The sequence below is a fragment of the Clostridium sp. Marseille-QA1073 genome (assembly GCF_054863625.1).
Genome location: NZ_JBSVQM010000007.1, coordinates 64,835 through 87,895, shown reverse-complemented (window position 1 = coordinate 87,895; position 23,061 = coordinate 64,835). Strand labels below are relative to the sequence as shown.

14 protein-coding genes are annotated in these 23,061 nt (G+C 26.2%); 8 read left to right on the top strand and 6 right to left on the bottom strand.

Features of this window, described 5'->3' with window-relative positions:
- Positions 1–390 precede the first annotated feature (390 nt).
- The 7 genes from ACY1IQ_RS08295 (at position 391) to ACY1IQ_RS08265 (ending at position 15,898) form a co-directional block, all read left to right on the top strand.
- Positions 391–1,257, top strand: coding sequence for a methionyl aminopeptidase (locus tag ACY1IQ_RS08295; RefSeq protein ID WP_461613511.1), 867 nt, complete (start codon positions 391–393; stop codon positions 1,255–1,257).
- 358 nt (positions 1,258–1,615) lie between these two features.
- Complete coding sequence (locus ACY1IQ_RS08290) at positions 1,616–5,056, top strand: protein kinase domain-containing protein (protein ID WP_461613510.1); 3,441 nt, start codon at positions 1,616–1,618, stop codon at positions 5,054–5,056.
- A 246-nt stretch (positions 5,057–5,302) separates the two neighbouring features.
- Positions 5,303–5,479, top strand: coding sequence for a hypothetical protein (locus ACY1IQ_RS08285; RefSeq protein ID WP_461613509.1), 177 nt, complete (start codon positions 5,303–5,305; stop codon positions 5,477–5,479).
- Positions 5,467–7,038, top strand: a complete 1,572-nt coding sequence (locus ACY1IQ_RS08280) for a sensor domain-containing diguanylate cyclase (RefSeq protein ID WP_461613508.1) — start codon at positions 5,467–5,469, stop codon at positions 7,036–7,038. The genes ACY1IQ_RS08285 and ACY1IQ_RS08280 overlap by 13 nt, the downstream gene beginning before the upstream one ends.
- 245 nt (positions 7,039–7,283) lie before the next feature.
- Positions 7,284–11,540: an acyl-CoA dehydratase activase-related protein gene (locus ACY1IQ_RS08275; RefSeq protein ID WP_461613507.1), complete on the top strand. Its 4,257-nt coding sequence runs from the start codon at positions 7,284–7,286 to the stop codon at positions 11,538–11,540.
- 209 nt (positions 11,541–11,749) lie between these two features.
- On the top strand, positions 11,750–14,677 hold the full coding sequence (locus ACY1IQ_RS08270; RefSeq protein ID WP_461613506.1) for an insulinase family protein: 2,928 nt from the start codon (positions 11,750–11,752) through the stop codon (positions 14,675–14,677).
- A 273-nt stretch (positions 14,678–14,950) separates the two neighbouring features.
- Complete coding sequence (locus ACY1IQ_RS08265; RefSeq protein ID WP_461613605.1) at positions 14,951–15,898, top strand: phosphoglycerate dehydrogenase; 948 nt, start codon at positions 14,951–14,953, stop codon at positions 15,896–15,898.
- Between the two features lie 234 nt (positions 15,899–16,132).
- Here the strand turns inward: ACY1IQ_RS08265 and ACY1IQ_RS08260 are convergent, their stop codons facing one another.
- The gene (locus tag ACY1IQ_RS08260; protein ID WP_461613505.1) at positions 16,133–16,846 is read right to left on the bottom strand and encodes a DUF2278 family protein; all 714 of its coding nucleotides are present in this window, start codon (positions 16,844–16,846) and stop codon (positions 16,133–16,135) included.
- 286 nt (positions 16,847–17,132) lie between these two features.
- On the opposite strand from ACY1IQ_RS08260, the gene ACY1IQ_RS08255 reads away from it, so the two are divergent.
- Positions 17,133–18,377: a competence/damage-inducible protein A gene (locus ACY1IQ_RS08255; protein ID WP_461613504.1), complete on the top strand. Its 1,245-nt coding sequence runs from the start codon at positions 17,133–17,135 to the stop codon at positions 18,375–18,377.
- Positions 18,378–18,578: 201 nt separating this feature from the next.
- Here the strand turns inward: ACY1IQ_RS08255 and ACY1IQ_RS08250 are convergent, their stop codons facing one another.
- The 5 genes from ACY1IQ_RS08250 to ACY1IQ_RS08230 form a co-directional block, all read right to left on the bottom strand.
- Complete coding sequence (locus ACY1IQ_RS08250) at positions 18,579–19,802, bottom strand: S8 family serine peptidase (protein ID WP_461613503.1); 1,224 nt, start codon at positions 19,800–19,802, stop codon at positions 18,579–18,581.
- A 255-nt stretch (positions 19,803–20,057) separates the two neighbouring features.
- The gene (locus tag ACY1IQ_RS08245; RefSeq protein ID WP_461613502.1) at positions 20,058–20,963 is read right to left on the bottom strand and encodes a selenium metabolism-associated LysR family transcriptional regulator; all 906 of its coding nucleotides are present in this window, start codon (positions 20,961–20,963) and stop codon (positions 20,058–20,060) included.
- 361 nt (positions 20,964–21,324) lie between these two features.
- Positions 21,325–21,762, bottom strand: coding sequence for a DMT family transporter (locus ACY1IQ_RS08240; protein WP_461613501.1), 438 nt, complete (start codon positions 21,760–21,762; stop codon positions 21,325–21,327).
- 172 nt (positions 21,763–21,934) lie between these two features.
- Complete coding sequence (locus tag ACY1IQ_RS08235) at positions 21,935–22,429, bottom strand: dUTP diphosphatase (RefSeq protein ID WP_461613500.1); 495 nt, start codon at positions 22,427–22,429, stop codon at positions 21,935–21,937.
- A gap of 26 nt (positions 22,430–22,455) precedes the next feature.
- Positions 22,456–23,007, bottom strand: coding sequence for a 2'-5' RNA ligase family protein (locus ACY1IQ_RS08230; protein ID WP_461613499.1), 552 nt, complete (start codon positions 23,005–23,007; stop codon positions 22,456–22,458).
- Positions 23,008–23,061 lie beyond the last annotated feature (54 nt).

Here is a 23,061-nt window from a genome sequence, read left to right as displayed (position 1 = left end):
TTAGTTATTTTTAAAAAGATATCTAAAGTAGGGCTAAGGAATTTCCTTAGCTTTATTTAGACTTCAAACTTAGTAAATATCCTGATATATTTCTTTTAATTTCTTATTAATTTAAAGTTTACATAGTGAGTGAAAAAATAAGTTTCAAGTTATCATATTATTAATAACTGATTTTTATTTAAAAAGTTGTATTACCTTTATTATAATATTTATAAACAATATACCTATAACTTATTTAGGTATAGTTGAGTAATAAAATATTAAAACTATAATATAATTTATGTATTATAAATTCAATATTTATATTGTATTTAAGTGCATTAAACATAGATAGGCTTTATAATAATAAGGTTAAATTACCTTGTTTTCTATAATTAGGAGGAAAAAAAGATGAACAAATTTAATAGAAATGATATTTGTTGGTGTGGAAGCGGGAAAAAGTATAAAAAATGCCATATGAATCAAGATGAGTTTTTGGAAAAATTAGAACTTAAAGTAGGATATACAATACCTAGAGACATCATGAAAACTGAAGAACAAATAGAAGGAATTAGAAAGGCATGTAAGCTTACTAGGGAAATATTAGATATGGTAGGTGAAAAAATAAAATCAGGTATTAGTACAGAAGAAATTAATACATGGATACATGAATATACAATTTCACATGGAGCATATCCTGCTACATTAGGATATCATGGATATCCTAAAAGTACGTGCATTTCTATAAATAATGTAGTATGTCATGGTATTCCAGATGAAAAAACTATATTAAAGGATGGAGATATTGTTAATGTAGATGTTACTTCTATTTTAGATGGATATTATGGAGATGCAAGTAGAATGTATATCATAGGGGAAGCATCAGAAGAAGCTAAAAATCTCGTAAAAGTTGCAAAAGAATGTTTAGAAATAGGAATAGAGCAAGTTAAACCTTATAAGACTATTGGCGATATAGGGCATGCTATTCAAAAGCACGCTGAAAGCCATGGCTATTCTGTAGTATATGACTTTGGTGGTCATGGAGTAGGATTGGAATTTCATGAAGAACCTTTTGTAGCTCATATAGGAAGGCCCGGTGAAGGTATGATACTACTCCCAAACATGACTTTAACTATTGAACCTATGATTAACATAGGAAAGCCTGAGGTTGTAATACTTGAAGATAATTGGACTGCAGTTACAAAAGATAACTCATTATCTGCTCAGTGGGAGCATACTATAAGAGTTACTGAAAATGGATATGAAATCTTAACATAAAAATTTGAGTAGATACTTGTATTTTCATTATGTTTTAAAATAATGTGATTTCTAAATGAAAGCGTTACTAATTAATATAATTAAAAATAGATATAAAATAAGGAAAGGTTTATTTTAATAAATAAATTTGTTAAAACTTATTTTTAAATTTCTCATTTTTTAATTTAGTAGCAGTTTTTAAAAAGAAGTATAGTAGATCATGATTATTTTACAACATAATACCTATATTAGAGTGTCTACTCTATTTTTAAACAATTTATTTAGATATAAATGGTAAATATTTAAAAAAATGTTTTATTTTGATATAATTATGATAAATAATTTAGTGAGGGGTATTGAAAAAGGGGTGTAATTAAGGGTGGAAATTTTAAACAATAGATATAGAGTAATTGAACATAAAAAGCAAAGTAGGTTATATTCTTCTTATAAGGCGGTAGATATATTAAATAACTCGAAAATAATGCAACTCAACATTCTTAATTCAAAATACATTCCAAAAAAATTTATTAATTTTTGTATAGATAATTGTTCAAGTTTAGGTAGCCTTAATAAGGTAGGATTGCTTTCCATATTTGAGTTTGGATTAGTAGACATGATTGATAATAAACAAGTTTATAATAAAATGTACTATTATACTATTGAATTAATGGATAAAGAAGATAAACTTATTGATTTACAATGTGACACTAAAGAAAAAATAATTGATGTTTTTACTTCTCTATGTCAACTTTTAAACTATCTAAATATACAAGGATATATTTATGAATATTTAAATGGAGATAGTGTTTATTACGATAGTAAAAATAATATTATAAAATTAAAAGATTTAATTACTATTGAATTAACAAAATATGAGTTTACAGAAGAGCTTACAAAGGAAAATTTATTCAAAGCTCCAGAAAATATAAACAAACAAGAATACACAATAAAATCTCAAATTTATTCTTTAGGTGTGTTTTTATTAATATTATACTTACAAAGTAATGACCACAACTTAAGCAATAAAAGTATTAATGATGTTATTGAAAGCATAAACAATTATCTTTATGAAGACTATGAAGTTACAAACAAATTTGATAAAAAATTTTATAGTATTATTAAAAAGATGATAAAGTTTGACCCTAAAGAAAGATATGATAGCATAGCAGATATTATAGTAGATATCAATAATAAATTTAATACAAACTATAAACCTTATAAAAAAGAACTACTTGAAAAATTAAATTTTAATAATAAATTAGTAGGTCGTAAAGAAGAAATAAAATCTATAATAAATATTTATAATTCTTTAATTAAGTATGAAATGCTAAATAAAATAGTTACTATACATGGAGAGACAGGTATAGGAAAAACTAGATTTTTAAAGCATTTAGAATATTTATTAAAGTTAAAGAACACAAAGGTTTATAGTACCTTAGATAAAAAAATAGATTGTAAAAGTAGTGAGAAAGTTTTTAGTGAATTTATACGACAGGTTGTTTCAAAGGCAAAACAAGAAACTATAAATAAATATGCCTATGATATTGTAAAATTTGTTCCTGAAATAGCAGATAATATAGATATAACACCTATGGAAACTTTAATAGGAGCTAAAGAAAAATTTAGAGTTATAAATAACATCAGTAATTTTATTGAAGAGGTATTTTGGGATAAGCCTATAATAATATTAATAGATAATTTACACTGTGCAGATGATTTTATCTTAGAATTTATTCTTTATAATTTTAGCAAATGTAATAAGAATAATAAGTTAATGTTGATATTTACTTATTGTGATGGTGAGTGTCTAAAAAATAAAAAGTTCATGGAATTTATATATAAAATAAAAGAAGATATAAGACTAGAAATTATACTTAAAGAACTTAATATTGATGAAGTAGGTACTATGATTAAAGATATATTATGTATGCAGCATATACCGGAGAATTTTACTGAGTTAATTTATAAAAATACCAGTGGGAATCCCTTATTTGTAGAGGAATTATTAAAGGATATTTTTTTTCGAAAATATATATATATAAATGATAGTAGCGGAAAATGGTATAAAAAATATGATTTTGAAAATCTTCAATTTCCTAAAAATATGCATGAAGCATTAGAGAGTCAAATAAATGAGTTTGATAAGATAACTTATGAGATTCTTTCAGTAATTTCTATATTTGATAAAGCAACTTCTTTAGAGATGATAAGTATATTTGTAGATATAGACATTAATAAACTTCAAAAATTTATAGATGATTTAATATCTAAAGGAGTATTATGTAAGAAAATTGAAGATAGAGGTTTTGTTTTTGATTTTTATAATAAATTTTTAAAAATATATATTAATGAGAGAATAGATAAATATGAAAAAAAGAATAAGCATAAATTAGCAGCACAGATGCTAGAAAAATATTATTTAGAAGGAGGAAGTGAATACTTAGAGGAGCTTATTTATCATTTAGAGGGAGCAGAAGACAAACTAAAATTAATAAATTATTATAATAAAAACGCAGAGACAATGTTAATGCTAAACAATAAAAAAGATGCTATAAGTAATTTTCTCAAAATATTACATTATTTGAAAATTACTGGAAATGATAGTAAGTGTATATTAAATGTAATGCTAAATATAGGGAATTTATATGTTCAAGAAGATGAACAAAGCACTGCTTTAGAATATTTTAAAGATGCAGTGATCTTAGGGGAAAAAGAACATTGTTATGAGGAAGTAGTGGATGCCCTAATTAATATATTAGAAATATATGTTGAAAGAAATTATATAAAAGAAGCTAAAGTATATGAAGAAAAAGCAAAAGAAATTTTAAGCAAAATAAATTATGAAGATGGTTTAATAGCATATAATTTTATACTAGCTTCTATGTATTTAGCAGAAAGAAAATATGAAGAGTCTTATAATATTTGTATAGAGACATTACAAAAATGTGATGAAAAAAATTCAGAATATAGATTTAAATTTTATAGTATAATATGCAGCATATTTATATATACAAATGAAATAAAAGAAGCATTACAAATGCTTACTGAATGCTTAGCATTATGTAATGATGAAAATTATAGAGAAAAAATAAGGATACTTAATAATATTGGAGTTATATATAGTGATTATTATGAGGACACAGATAAAGCTTTTGAATACTTTAATACAGTATATAATTTAAGTAAGGAAAAGAATTTAGTATATGACGAGATAATAGCATTAATAAATATAGCTTTTGTTCATTATAGCTTAAATCAATATAATGATGCTTACGATAATTATATTTTAGCATCAGAAAAAGCTAAAAAGTATGATTATCCTTCTATAGAGTTTTATTGTAATACTTATTTAGGAAATATACTATATAAATTTGGAAGATATAGTGAAACTTATAAGTATTATTTACTAAGTAAGAGATATATTGACGAGTACAATGTAACAGAAAGAGATGCAGGGCAATTTTATCTTTTAGGATATAGAATTCACTATATTTGCGGAGAGATATGCTCAGCAGAAAATTATATGAAAAAAGCTTTGGATTCTTATAATAATTCTGATGTAATATTTAGATTTGAAATTGAGCTTTTAAATTTAATTTTTAAACTTGAGCAAAATAAATATGAAGATATAGAAAAATTATTTAAAGAATTAGAAGAAAGATTCAATTATTTTACTAATAAAGATACTGCTGCCTCAATAATATGTATTTCAGCAACAAATTTTTATTTAAAAAGCAATATTAAATTGGCTAAAAGATTGCTAAGTCTAATTGAACCAATAGAAAGTGAAATTAAATCCTATAGAAATATTACAAAGTGACTTTTCTTAAAACAATATTATATGATAATGTTAATTTAGAAAGCTTATTTAATGTTTTAAATAATTGTAAGGAAGAAGAGCAAAATTATTTATTATGGATAGTTTATTTAACTGTAGCAAATTATTTTTATAATAAAAGAATTTTCTTATGCAGCAATATATTATTTTGAAACTTGTGGAGTAATTATAGATTTAGCATTACAAGTACCTAAAGATTTTAGAGTAGGTTTTATTACTTGCAATAATATGGTATTACCATTTGAAAGATTTAAGTATATAGTTGATTGCTATAAATATGGAAAAAATACTATAGATTCTGATAAGAATAAAATTGAAGTTAATACAGAGAACGATATAGAAGATTTATTTAATTTATTAAATTATAATGAAATTATAAGAGTAATTTTTTTATGGATTCTTTAAGAGAACTAAATTCTTTATCACTACCTACAAAAATAACTGATGTAACAGATGTTTTTGAACATTTAACAACAAATAGCATAAAGAATATGGAAATAATAGTTCAATATTTATGTTATTTAACTATATCTAATAGAGCAATAGTAGTAGTTGAAAATAACAGAAAATTTGAAATATTAGCAAGTAGTAATAGTAATAAACAATTACCTAAAGATTTAACTATATTTAATAGAGTGAGAGATATGAGAAAACCACTTATTATTAAAGATGATTTTATAGAAAGGTTTACTCTTACATCTTGTAAAATAACTAGTTCATCCATTAAATCAAGTATGTGTATTCCAATAATAATGGATGGTAAAGGTGATAAAGGAATTAAAATTTTAAAAAGAAATTCTGACATATATTATATAGATAATATTATAGGATATATTTATTTAGAATCCGAGAGAATATTAAATAATATTAATGAAAATAGCTTAAAAGAATGTTTAAAAATTACTAAGATATTAGGTATTATACTTGATAAGTATAATACTCAAATCAGTTCTACTACAGATAAATTAACCTCTACCCTTACTAGAAAGTATTTAGAAAAAGCAATTAACAATCAATTAGAATATTGCAATGAATACAATTCTAGTTTTTCTATTATTATGATTGATATAGATTTATTTAAAGATATAAATGATAGATTTGGCCATAGAACAGGAGATTTAGTATTAAAAGAAATTTGTGACATTATACTAGAGAATATCAGAGAAACAGATATATGTGGAAGATATGGAGGAGAAGAATTTATAGTAATTCTTCCAGAAACAGATATGTATGGAGCTTATACAGTTGCAGAAAAAATTCGTGATAAAATCCATAAGAGAAATATATTAAAAGGTAAACGAGATGTTACTATAAGCTTAGGCGTAGCTACTTTTCCAGAGCACGCTACTCAGTATGACGAATTAATAGAAAAGGTAGATCAAGCTCTATATATTGCTAAAAATACAGGTAGAAATAGATCAGTGGTATGGAGTGAAAAGTATAGAGGAAAATTGAATCCAACAAATAAGCTTACAGGAATTATTTCTGGTAATATAAATCAAGATTTTAGAAATGTTTCTACCATGATTGAGCTTATTGAAATTGTTGGAGCAAGTAAAGAAAGAGAAGAAATGCTCTATAACGCATTAGGAAGAATTATAGAATCAACAGAATCAGATAATGGAATCATATTCCTAGTAAATGATAGTGAAATAAGAGATATTTACGGAAGAAGAGCATTTGATAAAGAATGGATAAATTCTGAAAAATATAATGAAAACTTAGTAAGAGATGTTATAGTTAATAAGAATAATATCTGTACTATAGATTGGGATAATATAAATGAATATGACTCTTTAAGCTCTATGCCAAATTGGAAATCAGTGATTGTTTCACCTATTATAAAAAATGACAAAGTCAGAGCAATTTTATATTTATCTGTTTCAACAAGAAAAAAGGAATTTGCTTTAGATGATGTAAACTTTGTAACTATACTAGGAAAAGCTTTACTTTCAAGATTATAAAATAAAGCCATTTGTATTATACAAATGGCTTTATTTTTACTTTTTGATCCTGATATATACAACAGATAATAAAACATAAGTATATTATGTCTCAAAAAGGGTAAAATCATAAAATGATGCTCATATATTATGAATGTTATTCATGATATAAGTGACATTAGACATCTAAAAGAAAATAGCTTAACATACTGGCCTATTATTTTTCGAAGATGTCATAATAATAATAGTACTGGAGCGAGGATTTTATGAAAGAAATATTACATTTAGGAGTAGATGTAGGATCAACTACTATTAAGCTTGTATTATTAGATATGAAGGATAATATTATTTATAGTAAATATGAACGACACTACTCTAATATAAAAGAAACTACAGCTTTACTTATAAAAGAAGCTTTTAATAAATATAAGGATTATAGTATTACAGCAATGATGACAGGATCGAGTGGACTATCACTTTCAAAGAATTTAGAGCTATCTTTTATTCAAGAGGTTATTGCTTGCACAAAAGCAATTGAAGCCTTTATAGATACTACTGATGTAGCGATAGAATTAGGTGGAGAAGATGCAAAAATAACATACTTTGAAGGTAGTTTAGAGCAACGTATGAATGGAGTTTGTGCTGGTGGCACAGGAGCTTTTATAGATCAAATGGCTGCATTACTTGAAACTGATGCTCAAGGATTAAATGAATTAGCTAAAAATTATAGGATTATTTATCCAATTGCTGCAAGATGTGGAGTTTTTGCAAAAACTGATATACAATCCCTTATAAATGAAGGTGCTACAAAGGAAGATATAGCTGCATCTATATTTCAAGCTGTTGTCAATCAAACTATAAGTGGTCTTGCTTGTGGAAAGCCAATAAAGGGGAATGTAGCATTTTTAGGAGGACCTTTGTACTTTTTATCGGAGCTTAGAAAAAGATTTATTGATACTTTAAAATTAAATCAGGAAGAAATATTATTTCCACAAAATTCACAACTATTTGTAGCTATTGGTACAGCTATTGAATCTAAAAAAGAGAAAGTTATAACCTTTGAACAATTATTAAAATCTGTTGAAAGCTTAGAGAATAATAATGTATCTACTTCATATACACTAGAGCCATTATTTAAAGATGAACAAGAATTACAAAGCTTTAGAGAAAGGCATTATAACTGTAAGGCTAAAAGAAGAGATATAACTACATATGAAGGTGAAGCTTTCCTAGGGATAGATGCTGGTTCTACAACTACTAAAGCTATATTAATAGATAATGAAGGTGCCATATTATATTCTTTTTATGATGGTAATAAGGGAAAACCCTTAGAAAGTACCATAAATATATTAAGAGATATATATAGTAAAATTAATGAAAAAATAAAAATTGTTAAGGCAACTGTTACTGGATATGGAGAAGCTCTTATAAAGTCAGCTCTAAATATTGATATTGGAGAAGTTGAAACCATAGCCCATTATAAAGCATCGGAGCATTTTTTAAAGGGTGTGGACTTTATACTTGACATAGGAGGTCAAGATATGAAGTGCATCAAAATAAAAGATGGAGTAATAAATTCTATTCAATTAAATGAAGCTTGTTCATCAGGATGTGGCTCTTTTCTTGATACATTTTCACAATCTTTAAATATGGGTATTGAAGAGTTTTCTAGTGAAGGCTTATTATCACAAAGTCCAGTAGACTTAGGATCAAGATGTACTGTATTCATGAATTCTAAAGTTAAGCAGGTTCAAAAAGAAGGAGCAAGTATTGGAGATATATCTGCTGGATTATCTTACTCTGTAATTAAAAATGCTCTTTATAAAGTTATAAAAGTAAAAAATCCTGAGGAACTTGGAAAAAAAATTATAGTTCAAGGGGGAACCTTTTATAATGAAGCTGTTTTAAGAGCCTTTGAGAAAGTTTCTGGCAAAGAAGCTATAAGGCCTGATATCGCAGGGCTTATGGGAGCATTTGGTGCTGCTCTTATTGCAAAAGAAAATTATAATAAAAATGAAGTTTCTAGTATTTTAGCAGAATCTGATCTTAAAAAATTTAAAGTATCAAATGAATTTAATCATTGTGGATTATGTAGTAATAACTGTTTGCTTACTATAAACAAATTTTCCGATGGTAGAAAATTTATTTCTGGTAATAGATGTGAGAAGTGTGTAGGAGTTACTAAAAATAAAAAGAAAGCGACAAATTTATTTGATTATAAATATAAAAGAATTTTTGGATATACACCTCTTACCTTAGAAGAGGCAAAAAGAGGGGAAGTAGGAATACCAAGAGTTTTAAATATGTATGAAAACTATCCATTTTGGTACACTTTCTTTACAGAACTAGGTTTTAGAGTAGTATTATCTCCAAATTCTACAAAGAAAATTTATAATGAAGGGATTGATACAATACCTTCAGAGTCTCTTTGTTATCCTGCAAAAATTGCTCATGGTCATATAGTAAATCTTATAAAAAAGGGTTTAAAATTTATATTTTATCCATGTATTCCTTATGAGAAACTGGAAGATGAAACCGCAGATAATCACTATAACTGCGCTATAGTAATTTCTTATCCAGAAGTTATTAAAAATAATATTGAATTTTTGAGAAGTGGAGAGATTATATATAAAAATCCATTCTTAAATTTTAATGATAAAAAGTCAATGAAGAAAAATTTATATGATGAATTAAGAGCCTTTGATATAAGTCAAAAAGAAATAAACCTTGCAGTTGATAAAGCTTATGAAGAAGCTAAAAAGGTTAAAGAAGATTTAAAAAATAAAGCATTAGAAATTCTAGAAGACTTAGATAAAAATGGTGGAAAGGGCATTGTATTAAGCGGTAGACCATATCATTTAGATTTAGAGATAAATCATGGTATAGCCAATATGATATCAGAAGAAGGATTGGCAGTTTTTACAGAGGATTCAGTAGCAGATTTAGCTAAAACTTCAAGACCATTAAGAGTACTTGATCAATGGACTTACCATTCAAGAGCATATAGGGCCGCAAATTTTGTAGGTAATAGAGAAAATCTAGAGTTAATCCAATTAAACTCTTTTGGATGTGGATTAGATGCAATTGCTACAGATCAAGTACAAGAAATATTAGAAGGCTTTGGGAAAATATATACATTACTAAAAATAGACGAAGTTAATAATTTAGGTGCAGCTAGAATTAGGATACGCTCTCTTAAAGCTGCTATAGATAATAGAAATAAATTGCAAATTTCTAAGTTAAAAAATATAAAGACATATGATAAAACTATATTTACAAAAGAAATGAGAGAAAAACATACAATACTTTGTCCACAATTTTCTCCAATACATTTTGAACTATTGGAGGTTGCCTTTAAAAGTTCAGGATACAATTTGAAAGTATTACCAACAGTTAATAGGCATACCATAGAAGAGGGATTAAAATATGTAAATAATGATACTTGTTATCCTGCCATTGTAGTAATAGGCCAAATCATAAGTGCACTTAAGTCTGGACATTATGATTTAAATAGCACTTCTGTAGTAATCTCTCAAACAGGAGGTACTTGTAGAGCATCTAACTATATTGGTCTTATAAGAAAAGCATTAAAAGATTCAGGATATGAAAAAGTACCAGTTATATCTTTAAGTGTTCAAGGAATAGAGAATAACCCGGGATTTAAAATAACTGTACCAATGGTTAATAAAGGTTTGATGGCAGTAACCTATGGCGATTTACTTATGAAAATGATAAACAGAGTAAAGCCTTATGAGAAGATAAGAAATTCAACAGACTTACTTTATTTAAAATGGTTAGGTATATGTAAAAACAACATAATTAGTGGAAGTTTTAAAGAATTTAAAAATATTATAAACCAAATGATAAATGAATTTGATAGTTTGGAGATCAATAATACAATTAAGCCAGAGGTAGCAGTAGTTGGGGAAATTTTCTTAAAGTATCATAGTTTAGCAAATAATAATATTATAGAAATATTAGAAAAAGAAGGAGCAGAAGTAATAGTACCGGATTTAATGTATTTTCTATTATATTGTTCTTATAATCAGAAGTTTAAATATGAGAAGTTAGGTGGAAGTTTAAAAAGCTTCTTAGGTGGTAAGTTAGCTATTAAATACATAGAGTTTTACATAAGTGAAATGAAGAAAGCACTTAGTAATAGTAAGAGATTTACTCCACCAGAAACCATTGAAAAATTGGCAAGAAGAACAGATGACATTTTATCTCTTGGAAATCAAGCTGGAGAAGGATGGTTATTAACAGCAGAGATTATTAAATTATTAGAAGCTGGAATTAATAATATGGTTTGTATACAGCCTTTTGCTTGTTTACCAAATCATGTAATAGGAAAAGGTATGATTAGAGAAATTAAGAGAAGATATCCTTATTTAAATATTACACTAATAGATTATGATCCTGGTGCTAGTGAAGTAAATCAATTAAATAGAATGAAGCTTATGCTTTCTACTGCAACTAAAAATTTAGAAAAATTAGAAAAAAGTAAAACAGAGATAAAAAATTAGTATATTATTAAGTAAATTAATTTTAAATTTTAATGACTTCTTTATTATAAAGAAGTCATTAAAATTTAAGGATATAAAAATTAAATATTTAAATTACAATATAAATATTTAAATGAATATTAAACTTTAACTAAGTAAAATATATTTAAAGGGATGTGTGTTTCCTTTATGTATGTCTGATATAATGTAATAAAGTTAGGAGTGATTTTATGAGATATGAAGTAGGTAAAATTTATAACGGATTTAAACTTATAGAAGAAAAAAATATAAAAGAAATAAATTCAATATCAAGAATTTTTGAACATGAAAAGACTAAAGCAAGGTTACTACATCTAGAAAATGATGATAACAATAAAGTTTTTTCAATAGGATTTAGAACCCCACCAGAGGACAGTACAGGGATAGCACATATATTAGAGCATAGTGTACTTTGTGGTTCAAGAAAATTTCCAACAAAAGAACCTTTTGTTGAACTTATAAAAGGATCCTTAAATACATTTTTAAATGCTATGACTTTTTCAGATAAGACTATATATCCTCTTGCTAGTAAGAACGAAAAAGACTTCTTAAATTTAATGGATGTATATCTAGATGCAGTATTTTACCCTAACATATATAATGAGCCAGAAATATTAATGCAAGAAGGTTGGCATTATGAGCTTGAAAATAAAGAAGATGATTTAACCTATAAAGGCGTTGTATACAATGAAATGAAAGGTGCATTTTCTTCACCAGAAGGAGTGTTAATGAGAAAAATTCAGGAAGATCTATTTCCTGATACAACCTACGGAGTAGAATCAGGTGGAGATCCTGAACATATTCCAGATTTAACTTATGAAGAGTTTTTAGCCTTCCATACTAAATATTATCATCCATCTAATAGCTATATTTTCTTGTATGGAGATATGCATTTAGATAATTGCTTAAAGTTCATAAATGAAGAATATCTAAGTAATTTTGATTATAAAGATATAGATTCTAAAATAGAACTTCAATCATCACCTAAAGAGAAAATTGAAATTGTGGAAGAATATCCTATAGCTATAGATGATAATGAGAAAGATAAAACTTTTATGGCTTTAAATTTTGTAACAGGAAGAGCCTATGAACCTGAAGTGCATTTAGCCCTAGACACTCTAGAATACTTATTATTAGAAACTCAAGGTGCACCACTTAAAAAAGCATTATTAGATGCTAATATAGGTAAAGATGTATATGGAAGTTTAGATGCAAGTATATTGCAACCTATATTTAGTATAGTAGTTAAAAATTCTGATGAAAGTAAAAAAGAAGAATTTGAAAGAATTGTTTATAATACTTTAAAGGAACTTGTAGATAACGGAATAGATAAAAAGCTTATAGAGGCTTGTATTAACATAACAGAGTTTAGATTAAGAGAAGCAGACCTTCAAGGATTCCCTAAAGGATTATTTTATTATATATCTCTTATGGATAGTTGGCTATATGGAAAGAGTCCTACAATCCATTTAGAATATGATGATATGATTAATAAAATGAAAACTGCATTAACTACAAATTATTTTGAGGAGCTTATTAGCAAGTATTTATTAAATAATAATCACTCATCATTATTAATATTAAAACCTAAAAAAGGATTATCAGAAGAAATAGATAAGAAGACTTCTGAAAAGCTAAAAGCTTATAAAGAAACTCTAAGTGATGAGGAAATTGAAAATATAATAAAACAAACTAATTCTTTAATAGAGCGTCAAAATACACCTGATTCACCAGAAGTATTAGAAACAATTCCTATGCTCTCATTAACGGACATAGAAAGAACCGTTGATGATTTAGCAATAGTAGATAAAGAAGTCAATGGAGTTAGAGTTTTATGGCATGACACTTTTAGTAGTAAAATAGCATATATAAACGTTCATTTTGATGCTATGTCCCTAGAAGAGCAGTATATACCTTATGCAAGTTTACTTTCTTCGTTATTAGGAAAACTTGATACAGATAAAAAGTCCTATGTTGATTTATCTAATGAAATGTTAATTAATACAGGTGGAATTTATTTCAAAAGTGAAATATTTGCAGATGATTTAGATAGCAGCAAGTATTATCCATATGTTGTGGGTTATTCTAAAGGGATTGTGGATAAAATTCCTCATCAATTAGAGTTATTATCAGAGATATTTAACTATACTAACTTTAAAAATAAAAGACGTATAAGGGAAATTGTTCAGCAATTAAAATCTAGAATAGAAATGAGAATGATTGATAGAGGACACCAAGTAGCTGCTTCAAGACTAAACTCGTATTATACACCAGCTGCTAAATATATGGAATATATTTCTGGTTATGAATATTACAAGTTCATAAAGGATATAGAAGAGAACTTTGATAGTAAAATAGATGAAGTTATAGAAAAGTTAGAGCATGTTAAAAAAGTTATATTTAATAAAAATAATTTAATGGTGGCTATTACAGGTGAGAAAGAAGAATTTAATATCCTAGAAGAAAATATAGGTATATTAGTTAAAGATTTAAAAGATGAAAAATATGAAAAGCAGCATTATAAGTTTGAAGAAGAACAGAAAAACGAAGGATTGTTAACTTCTTCAAATGTTCAATATGTAGCTAAAGGATATAACTTGAAGAAATTAGGTTATGAATATAGTGGAAAATTATTAGTGTTAAAGACAATAATGAGTCTTGATTACTTATGGAATAAAATAAGAGTTCAAGGCGGAGCTTATGGTGGTTTTGCAAATTTAGTTAGAAGCGGAAACTTAGTATTTGTATCCTATAGAGATCCTAATTTAGCTGAAACTTTAAAAGCTTATGATAATGTTGTAAATTATATTAAAAACTTTTCTACCTCTGAAAGAGAAATGACTAAATATATTATAGGTACAATAAGTGAATTAGATGCACCTCTAACACCTTCAATGAAAGGGGAGAGAGCTGTAGCCTTTTACTTAAGACATATTACTAAAGAAGATAGGATAAAAGAAAGAGAAGAAGTTTTAAGCATAACAGAAAAAGATATAAGAGATTATGCAAAAATGATAGAAGATATAATGAATAAGAATTTCTACACTGTATTAGGAAATGACAATAAAATTAAGGCGAACAGTAGCTTATTTAATAACTTAGAAAATGTATTTAAATAAGGTATATTCAAAAAAATAACTAGTCAGTATGATGGTCTATTTTTCATCATATTGCGTTATCAGAGTTCCATTATCTGATATTATGGGAACCTGTTTCCTTGTCTAAGATAAAATATACGCCTATTTTTGTCTAGCTATTTTCTTCTATATGCTAGAATAAAATGCCTTATGAATTTTTATAAGGCATTTTATTTTAAATTTTAATTAATAAAAATGCTTTAATAAGCTTTCTTATCAAGTAAAAAGTTATAATTAATCTAAGAGTATGGAGGTATATTTATGAAAGTATTATTTACTTATAATTATGGTAAAGAAAAGATTAAGGCAATAGAAGACTTAGGTTATGAAATTATAATTAAAGATGAAAAAACTATAACTTATAGTGAAGAATTAGATGATGTAGAAATATTAGTTTGCTATAATCCCTTTGAAACTTTAGATATAATGAAAATGAAAGGATTAAAATTAATATTATTATCTAGTATAGGTATAGATCAAGTGCCTAAAGATATCATAAAAGAGAAAAATATAATACTTTGTAATAATAAAGGTGGATATAGCATTCCTATAGGAGAATGGATTGTACTAAAAATATTAGAAATGCTTAAAAAAAGTAAAGTCTCTTATGAAAACCAAAGACTTCACAAATGGAAGATGGACACTTCCCTACTAGAGCTTTATGGAAAAACAGTTACCTTTATAGGCACAGGAAGTCTTGCAAAGGAAGGCGCTAAAAGACTTCAAGGTTTTGAAGCTAATATATTAGGCATTAATACCTCAGGTCATGAAGAAGAGTACTTTCATAAATGCTATTCTATAGATGAATTAGATAAAGTACTTCATATTAGTGATGTTGTAGTTATAACTATACCTTATACAGAAAAAACACATCATTTAATAAATAAAGATACTATAAATAAAATGAAAGATGGTGTATTTTTAGTGAATGTAGCAAGGGGAAGTATAATAGATGAAAGTTCACTTATTGAAGCTTTAAAAACAGATAAAATTTCCTTTGCAGCACTAGATGTTTTTGAGGAAGAACCATTAAATGAAAATAGTATCCTTTGGGAATTAGAAAATGTAATAATAAATTCCCATAATTCATGGATTTCAGAAATGAGAAATGAACGAAGATTTACTACTGTATATAAAAATTTAAGTCATTATAAAAATAATGAAAATTTATTTAATGTTGTAGATTTAAATAAAGGATATTAATTTATATAGTATGAATTATTAAAAGAGCTTTTATGTATTTAATCATAAAAGCTTTTTATTTATTAAAGGGTATTCAGGAAAGATAAAGGATTCATCAAGTTATATCATATGAATGAAGGTATATCTAAGTGGACATATGATATAGAAAAATAATTTGATTTGAGAGAATATTACTTATAAAAGGTAATATTCTCTTCTTTTATAACATCTTAAATATTTAAAGCTATAACTTCTTTAATCTTTAGCCATTCCAGTATTATTATCTGTATCCCATGATTGAGATTGAAAAGCAAGAAATATTGCTGTCCATGTATTTTGAGATGGGTAATGTATTAAAAGACCACCGTCTTGATAAACACCATTTTCATATTGATGATTCCCTTTATTTCCTTGATTCATATGTATATTATGCATACCGCAATTAGGTACTAGTTTAAATGAGTCGTTATCTCTGTTTGATTTATATATTCCAGGTGACCATTTTGCTCCAAAAGCATACAGGTCAGCATTTTTATTCTTTGCTTCACTTATTATCTGAACAAATTTATCTGTAATATCATTATCAGTACCTTTTGCATCATAAGGTAAAGTAATCATATCTTTTTTAGCAAAGCCAAGATTTCCCCGGACATAATCTAAAGTGTATTCAAAACTATAAGAAAATCCATATGGTACATCAATTATCTTTGAGATAATAGGATGAATAAAATTTTTATTTAAATAAAATCTTAATTCACTAGGTTTCTCAGCAGATTTAACATTTATAGCTAATTTATAATGATCATTATTTGCGTGAACGTGAATTTGAAAATGAGGAGTTCTGTCATTCTCTCGTTCTTCCTTATAATCTATAATTTTGCACTTAAGCATTCCATAGCTATCCAAACCTAGAGATCTACATCGATTATTTTTATATTTATTACGATTATTTTTAGTTTTTCTAGGCATAATATCAATCCTTTCAGATTTAATTTCATAATAGTATCTTTAACTAAAAAAGTGATTATTAAGCTAAGGCATCTAAAGCTAAAACATAGAAAGTGTATTAAATATTATTTGTTTATAAATTTAATTTTATTATTTAATAATAAAAATAGCTAGAGTAAATAATTTACTTATAGTTTTACATCAATAGGATAATATATTTATAGATATGAAAACATTAAAAATAGGTGTGATATAATATAAAGTATAATTATTTTTAAAATTTAAAAAGTAAAAAGAGGGATTTAAAATGATAGCAGAGATACTATGTGTTGGAACAGAACTATTACTTGGAGATATTGTGAATACTAATGCTCAATATTTAGCAAGAAGACTTAGTGAACTTGGAATATTTGTTTATCATCAAAGTGTTATAGGAGATAACCCTGAAAGGTTAAAGGAGGCTTATAAATTAGCATTTAGTAGGTCAGATTTAGTTATTACCACTGGAGGACTAGGTCCTACAAAGGATGATCTAACTAAAGAAGTAGCTTTTGAATATTTTGGGAAAGAAAGTGTATTACATAAAGAATCTTTAAAAATAATAGAAGGATATTTCAACAAATTAGGCAAAACTATGTCAGAGAGTAATAAAAAGCAAGCATATTTTCCTAAGGATGCTATAATACTTCCAAATAATAATGGTACAGCACCAGGATGCATTATTGATGAGGAAGGGAAAATACTTATAACTCTTCCAGGGCCACCAAAAGAGATGAAACCTATGTTTGAAGCAGCAGCAGTACCATATCTTTTAAAGTATCAGGATGGTATACTAGTTTCTAAGGTTTTAAGAGTCATAGGAGTAGGTGAAAGTGAAGCAGCAGATATGTTAAGTGATATTATAGACAACCAAACAAATCCTACTGTAGCTCCTTACGCAAAAGATGGAGAAGTAACCTTTAGAATAACTGCTAAATCCCATAGTGAAGAAGAAGGGTATGAATTAATAAAACCTATAGAAGAAAAAGTAAGAAAGATATTAGGTGATAGGGTATATGGAGAAGGAGAAACTTCCTTAGAAGAAGTATTAGCAGAAATGTTAGTAAAAAATAATTTAACTATTGCTACTGCTGAATCCTGTACAGGAGGAATGATTGCTGCAAAACTTATAAATTATTCTGGTATATCCTCTTCATTTTTAGAAGGTGCAGTAACTTACAGTAATGAATCAAAGATAAGAAGACTAGGTGTTAACAAAAATATCTTAGAAAATTATGGTGCAGTAAGTAGCGAAACTGCTGAAGAAATGGTAAGTGGAATAACAAAAACTTCAGGAGCAGATATAGGTATATCTATTACAGGAATAGCAGGACCAAGTGGTGGAACAGAAGAAAAACCTGTAGGACTTGTATATATAGGGTTATCTATTAAAGGTGAAATAATAGTTAAAAAATTAAATCTTGCAGGAAATCGTCAAAAAATAAGGGAAAGAGCTACAAATATAGCTTTAGATTTATTACGTAGAGAGCTTTTAAAAAGAGGAATAAGATAAGAATAAATCCTCTTCATTACCTATTTTTTAATAAAATAATATATTTATATAAAAATAACCTTGATATTATCTAAATATCAAGGTTTGTTTATTATCATAAATATCCTCTTTGAAAAGACTATTTATTGTTAAAAAACCTAAAAAAGAACTGTAGATAGGTTATTAATTTATATATACCTATCTACAGTTCAAGTTATATATTTAATTTTTTTGAGGGAGGATATTATCTAAGTTTATATAACCATTACCTTGCATATATTTTTTTTCTTTCAAAAACTTTGAAGATATCTTTAATAATCCATAAACATCTTCAAACTTTAAATCATTATTATATTCATATAATAATGCACATACTCCAGCAATAAATCCACAACCGATAGAAGTGCCAGTATAATCTACATAGGAGTGTTTAAGCTTAGGAGGATATAATTTCATACCATCTCTTTCAGAAACATAATTTATATCAGTATTTAAAGAGGTTACATTTACACAAGCAGCTACAAAATCAGGCTTAGATAAAGTTCTTGAGGATCCACAGGAGGAAAAATTATAAATTTTATTTCCTATAGTTGTATCCATTCCACCTATAGTTATTACCTCTTTTAAAGTTGCTATTCCTCTTATGCTATCTTCTCTAGTTCCATTGTGACCAGAAGGTACTACTACAATCATTCCATTGTTAATGGCTTTTTTGAATAGCTTTGAATATAAAGCTAATACTCTTTTAGATATATCGTAGGTTTCAAAAGGCAAACAAATTATTTTTATGTTAAACTCCTCACTAAGATCAATTAAATTTTCTATAGCTAATAGTGTGGTAGAAATATAAGATTTACCTATATTATCAAAGGCTTTTACCATGACAACATGACTATTTTCTGCAATACCTTTATTTTTACCTTTAGATTCATATCCACTTCCGCAAATTAATCCTGTTATAAAAGTACCATGCCCGTTATCATCATAAGGATAAGTATGTCCTTTTAGGAGATCTACAAATTTTTTTATTTTATTATTTGAATGAGTAAGATCACTATGAGGATAAGTACCACTATCTACAATACCAATTCCTACCCCTCTACCACTTAAATTATAATTTCCTTTTAGTATGCTATTATTACTTTGAAGAGATATGCCATTAGAATATAACACACTTCTACCGCATAAAAATGCATAATCATCTAACATCATATACTTAACTTCTGGAAATTCTAAAAGTCTATTTATAGCGGAAGAGTTTAAAATAGCAACCATACAATTTATACTTACTATTGAAAATAGATATTCGCCTCTAAAAGATTTTATTTTTTTCTCTAGTCCATCTTTTAGACTTCTATATTGAATTATCACCCTATAACTATTATATAGATTGCTAGATAAAGCATCTTTTAACACTGGTGATAACTTTCTTTTAAAAGAGAACATAAAAAGGCCTCCTATCGATTGTTACGCTAATAATATTATATGAATATAGTAAATAAATGTTAAAATTTTATATTAATCATTTTCAAAAAATAAATTAGAATACTAGCTATAAATTTTGAAAGATTTAATCATGCTCTGGGAATTTATTATATGAAAAATTAATTATATATAAAAAAGCAGTAAATTATTTAAATTTACTGCTATAAATATTTTATTTACAATCGTTTAAAATAAAATTTATTATAATACTATTAATTATTTTTCAATATGCTTAAAACCATATATATCTTTACACATATTAAAGAAAGCTGTAGCAATAGGTGTAAGAGTTCTTCTAGAACTTACTATAAGATATATACTTCTTTTTAATGAAAGGCCTTTTATAGTACTTATTCTCATTTTATTACAATTAACTAAATCATCACATAGACATTTTGATAATATGGAAACTCCCATACCTAATTTTAATAATTTAATTTGTGCATCTAAATTATCAACTTCACATAAAACTTTTAATTTATTGATATCTATATCTCCATCCATAAGAGCTGATTCAAATGTTTTTCTAGTTGCAGATTCCCTTTCTCTTATTATAAATTTATAATTTAATAAATCGGAAGGCTTAACTACTTCTGGTAAGTTTAGACTTGGATGAGAGACTATAACTAATTCATCATCCATAATTTTATAGCTTTTTATTTTGCTATTATGTATCATAGTACCAACTAATCCAATTTCGCAATTTAAATCTAAAATGTCTTTTATAATTCCAACAGAACCTTGTTCTTTTATATTAAATTTAACATTTGAATAAGTATCATTAAAATTACTAATTAGTTCAGGTAATATAGAATTGCAAGGTGTGGTACTTGCAGAAATATGCAATCTGCCAGAAATGTTGTTGTTGAAATTTGACATGTCTGCAATGGCATTATTTCTAGTATTAATTATATCTGTTGCATATTCTAGAAAAGACTCCCCAGCAGGAGTTAAATTAACTTCTTTAGAGGTTCTATCAAAAAGTTGAATTTTTAATTCCTTTTCAAGACTAGATATATTAGAGCTTATCGTCGGTTGTGAAAGATAGATAGCGTTTGCAGCCTTAGAGAAACTTCTTAATTTTGCCACAGTTATAAAGGCTTCTAATTGTTTAAAATCCATAATTCTCCCCCTAATATTTTATTCCATTCATATATATTATCTATTTAACTATTTAATATTTCAATACAATTTAGTAAAAAGTTTAACAATATTGAAAATTATAGTTATTAATTACTTAATTATACAAAAACACGAATATTTTTACATTAAATGTAACTAATTTAAAGATACTCTTACTAACATTTATAATTAAGTCATATTTTTGAAGTTCTATAATCAGTTATATAACATATTAGTTTAAAAATTAACAACAAATTATAAACTAAATTTTAGAAGAATTAAGTATAATATATATGATTATTAATTTTATTATAAAATAAAGGTTAAAAATAAAAAAGATGTGACATCATCACACCTTTTGTTAACTTTTCCATTTAAATACTACAATACCTACTATCATAATAGCAATTCCTATAATCTCTTTGATTCCACATACTGCATTACATCCATCTGGACTAAACCAGCCAAAATGATCTATAAATGCTGCTGCAGTTAATTGAGCAATTAAAATAATTCCTATAGCGTAAGTAGTTCCTAAGGTTGATATGCTTTTCATTACTGTATATATAATAACAGCGCCTAAAACTCCTCCTAATAAATAAATTTTATTGGCATCTTTTACAGCTTTTATGTTACCATCACCAGCTAAAAGCATTACTATAAATGTAACTATTAGACCAATTCCTTGAACTATAACATTTGTTTCCCAAAGTCCAACAGTGTCTGAAAGTCTTGTATTAAAAACTCCTTGAAGACTCATACTTACACCTGAAATTATAGCTATTATTATACCTAACATATTTAAATCACCATCCTTAAAGATAGTGTTTCCCAATATTAGGATTAATATTTAAATATATTCAAAAAATAACTAGTAAGTACGCTCATATACCTTGCATCATAAAGCATCGTCAGAGCTTCATGATATAAAATATACGATACATTTTCCACTAGTTATTTCTCAATATGGTTTAGTAACCTTCATCTTGTCTTTTATGATTTATTTCATTTTTACTTAGATAAGCTTTTTCAACATCATTATTGGTGAATCCTAGTGCATTTCCTAAAAGAATAAAGTATTCAAATAAATCTATATAGTTTTTTTCTGATTTATTCTTAGCAAAAGTATTTATTTTTTCATTAAGATTTAAGAACATACTAGTAACATCAGCATTATCTTTAAAATTTAAGTTTTCATTAAAATTAACGTTTTGAAGATTAGTCTCAATTCCTATACTTAAAATAAAATGGAGACAATCTACATATTCTTCAAGAATTACTGAAGTCTCAGAAGGCTTTTTTAAGCTCCAAAATTTAAAGCATCTAGTTTCATTAGCTAGTTCTCCTACTTCAACTTGAAGAGCCAATATCTTTTTATAGAATAGCTCTTGATTTTGTAAATTATGCTCACTTTCAATTCTATTATCTAGTTTTTCTTGCATTTCAAATAGTTTTTTAAAATTCATTTGTGTTTACCACCTTTCATAAAAGGTTAAGTAAGAGGAAATTTAAAGATTATCATTTCATTTTCATCATTTACAGGTTTCCAAAGCTGTAATTCATTAATTTTAATTATAAAATCTTTATCATTATTTTTAGCAAAACTACAAGCAGAAGCATATTCAAAATCACTCCATTGCTTATTAGAAAAATAACTGTTTGCCAGGGAAATATGAAGATCATAATTTTCAATATTTTCTCTTACCTTAAATTTTTCCTTTTTTAATATATGATTAATATCCTTTGATAACTTTAATATTCTACCATAATCTCGTATCTTTAAATTTACAGATTTATAGGGTGGATCAAAACAAATCACACCGTCTGACTTAGCTTCAAAGGAAGAGTATTTTCTTAGTATGTTCTTTAATGATTTTATGAGCATGTCCACATCAGGGTCATGTATAACTTCTATAGTAATGTGAAGCTTAGGTAACTTATCATTTTTATCAAAAAGTCTATAATCATAACAAATTTCTTTTTGTATTTCCTCAATATACTTATAAGAAGAATCATCTAGTAATGCTACTAAATAATAAATCATAAGAAATACTCCTTTCTAAGATAAAGCATATTCAAAAAATAACTAGTCAATATG